Below are 235 nucleotides of genomic sequence, written 5' to 3'. Positions count from 1 at the left end.
ATCCGGCTCAGGTCTCGCACCGCTCACTCGAAGCTTCACCTATGAGAGTGCCTACAACAAGGTTGCAACTGAAACCGATGCGCGAGGCAATGCCACGACGTACACCTATGCGCCCTGGGGCGACATCGCGACCGTTACCTCGCCGGTTGACGCGAGCGGGGTAGCGCCATGGACAGCCTATGATTACTATTCCTGGACACCGACGGGCTTCCCGACGATGTATCTCTTGTGGAAG

At 58.7% G+C, this 235-nt stretch carries 1 protein-coding gene; it reads left to right on the top strand.

What is annotated here, in order from left to right; translation table 11 throughout:
- Positions 1–235: hypothetical protein (locus RG959_RS24940; RefSeq protein ID WP_342799379.1), on the top strand; the 235-nt coding region annotated here is incomplete at both ends.

It is taken from the genome of Domibacillus sp. 8LH (genome assembly GCF_038806185.1).
GTDB lineage: Bacteria > Bacillota > Bacilli > Bacillales > Domibacillaceae > Domibacillus > Domibacillus indicus_A.
The sequence above is the reverse complement of the archived record's forward strand: the minus strand, read 5'-3'. Positions and strand labels throughout refer to the sequence as shown.